Here is a 2,696-nt window from a genome sequence, read left to right as displayed (position 1 = left end):
CTTCATCGAAATGGTGAATCTCCTTTCAGGTGTTTTTTGTTATCAATATACCGCCGAATACCTTGGAAATCCTACCATTTCAATCCTATTCCTGCAACAAGGCTTTGCCTTGTTTGCAGGATTTAGGTGGAAAAGAATATTTTTGATTGTAATACCGATTCCGAAAAACTTGATCCTGCAACGGATAAAATACAACTAACAGTTGCAACGTTGCCTGATAAACTTGACCGCACTCTCATTAGAATAAACGCTGTTTTACCGAATGAAGGTATCGCTGACGGTAAACATCAGACTACGGTTTCAATTCGGGGAGAAAACTTCAGCAATGATGCAAAAGTATATATTGGCGGGATGGAAGTTCCTACATCTGATGTCACTGTATTGGGAAGAGACTTTATTGCAGCTAAATTCCCAGCAGTTGATAAAGATATACTTAATGGAGAAACAAAGAAAGAATTTGACGTGAAAGTTGCTACTGGAGGAGATTTTCTCGTTGCCGAAGGGGCGTTTACCTATATAGCATCTTCAACAACAACTAAGAAAGAAGAACCATTTGCTATAACTAAAATTAACCCCAAGAGCGCTTCAAGAGGTAAATTTATAGAAATTGAGGCAAATAATGCTGTGATGGATAAAGTGAAAAACGTAAAATTTGGAACGTTAGAAGCAGATATGAAAAATAATAAACATTTAAGTCAGGATAAAAAAACACTTGCAGTGCAAGTACCTTATAAAGACAAAGATATTCCGCAACCAGGTGAGGAAGTGTACATTACATTGGAATTTGACCCGGAAGATGCAATCACTGATAACAATAAGTATACTTACAAGGAACGATTCACTTATAGTGATAAAAAAGAAGGTGATAAACAAGATGCAGACAAACCGAAATGATGAATATTTGATTTGGTTAAAGTCCGTAGGAAATTTGTGAGTGGTATATACTGAACCCATAAGAGTTGGACACCGTAAAGAGGGAGAAAAACCCTGTTATAAGATAATAGCCCAGCCCTTCACCAGGGTGAAGGGCTGGGCTTGAGAAATCGAATAAGTCCGCACTCACTTGGTGTTGAATGCAGATGCACAGAGTTTTTGATTGGTATCACTTCATTCGTTTAGTGCGTAAAAGGAGAATTTTGTAATGAAGCAGGACTAAAAATTTATATTTTTAATAATTGAATAATTAAGGAGAATGAATATGGCGATAAACATGCAAACGCTATGGATGACCATGGGTAGTATTGGGCTATTTTGTTCAATCACCCTATCTCCTATTATGGCTGGAACTTCTGGATATGAAACTTTAGACTTAAAACCTAATATAATACCAGATATTAACAATTTAGAGATCGTAAAGCATAAAGGAGTTGATTATGCTGTTTATGATGATATGTTGTTACCTTTTTTAACAATAAAAGGAGCCGAAGAGATTCCAGCTAATCGTTGGCCAGGAGGAATCTTGCCGATAGTGTTTGATGCGACAGTCACCCAATTACAACAAAACCAATTTCTTCAGGCATGCCAATGGTGGAGTGATGTATCCAATATCAATGTTGTTAATCGCACTACGGAAATTGATTTTATCAATGTTATTGCAGGAACGGTAAATCAGTCTTTTGTAGGGCAAATTGGTGGACCGCAGGATTTAATTATTACTAGTTGGGGAATACCTGGGATAATTGCTCATGAAATAGGACACGCCATGGGTTTGGTCCATGAACACCAACAACTTGGTCGTGGGAGTTATGTCAAAATTTTATATGATAATATAATACCGGACAAGGTTCATAATTTTAATATTATAAATTCTGAAGAACACACCGTCTACGACTTTGATTCTATAATGCATTATAGAAATAACGAATTTACTAGAAATGGCCAACCTACGATAGTACCACATAATTCAGCCAACACAGCGCGGATGGGACAAAGAAATCAGCTCAGTTTACGGGATTCATTATCTGCAATGCGTATGTATGGTGAAAACCTAAACAATCCCCCTGTAATTCGAATGCCTGATGTTGTTGGTCAGAGCTATTCAGAAATATTAGGTAATACGCTTATTAATGAAGGTGTTAGATTAAATATTAGAAATGGTCCTTCTGAGTATAGAAGAGAGCGAATAAACGTGTGCGAAGTCATGGTTTATTTTCCACGCATTACATGGCAGGCAGTGGCTCCTGGAACTCTGGTTAGGTTTGAACAACAAATAGATGTGGATACTATCCAGGATTCCCGGTTAGAGACTTACCCGCCTCCACCAGGGAGGGTATGTCCTTAAGTGTTGTATCTATAAAAGCGAGGGAGGTATAGTAGAGAGTAATTAACAATTGCGGTGAGGCCTGTGGTCAATTCACCGCCTCTCTATATTTAAGGGATGGATTGTATTGAATCTGATACTTATGTATTCATTATTATGTGAATCACAATATTACAAGAAAGGTGTTTTACATGGGTGACCTAAAGTGGAAAAATAATAGCAGTTCTACCGTGGAATGGTTTTTCACTACTGTTTTGGGATCGCAAAGTGCGACCCTGCATTCTGGTAATGAACATTGTCAGCAAAACCATCCAGAAATCATGTCGGTTGGTTTAAAATGCGAGAAGGGGCCGGTGTATGTGATAAATAACTTTAACACGAAATACGATATCGAACTGATAGCTTCAGATGTAATTCCAATTGCAAGACAGTAGAT

At 37.6% G+C, this 2,696-nt stretch carries 3 protein-coding genes; all 3 read left to right on the top strand.

Annotated features, from left to right (window positions below):
- Positions 1–126: 126 nt before the first annotated feature.
- The 3 genes from QZT26_RS17135 to QZT26_RS17125 all read left to right on the top strand — a co-directional run bounded on the left by QZT26_RS17135 (position 127) and on the right by QZT26_RS17125 (position 2,694).
- A complete protein-coding gene (locus tag QZT26_RS17135; protein ID WP_295103901.1) occupies positions 127–894 on the top strand; it encodes an IPT/TIG domain-containing protein in 768 nt (255 codons plus the stop codon).
- 304 nt (positions 895–1,198) lie between these two features.
- On the top strand, positions 1,199–2,281 hold the full coding sequence (locus QZT26_RS17130) for a M12 family metallopeptidase (protein ID WP_295103898.1): 1,083 nt from the start codon (positions 1,199–1,201) through the stop codon (positions 2,279–2,281).
- Positions 2,282–2,451: 170 nt separating this feature from the next.
- Complete coding sequence (locus tag QZT26_RS17125) at positions 2,452–2,694, top strand: hypothetical protein (RefSeq protein WP_295103895.1); 243 nt, start codon at positions 2,452–2,454, stop codon at positions 2,692–2,694.
- Positions 2,695–2,696 lie beyond the last annotated feature (2 nt).

The organism is uncultured Candidatus Kuenenia sp. (assembly GCF_900696675.1).
GTDB lineage: Bacteria > Planctomycetota > Brocadiia > Brocadiales > Brocadiaceae > Kuenenia > Kuenenia stuttgartiensis_A.
This window is presented reverse-complemented; position numbering and strand designations above follow the sequence as displayed.

Excerpts from the sequence above, each read along its gene's own strand:
- QZT26_RS17130 (WP_295103898.1), top strand. The coding sequence starts at position 1,199 with ATGGCGATAAACATGCAAACGCTATGGATGACCATGGGTAGTATTGGG.
- QZT26_RS17125 (WP_295103895.1), top strand. The coding sequence starts at position 2,452 with ATGGGTGACCTAAAGTGGAAAAATAATAGCAGTTCTACCGTGGAATGG.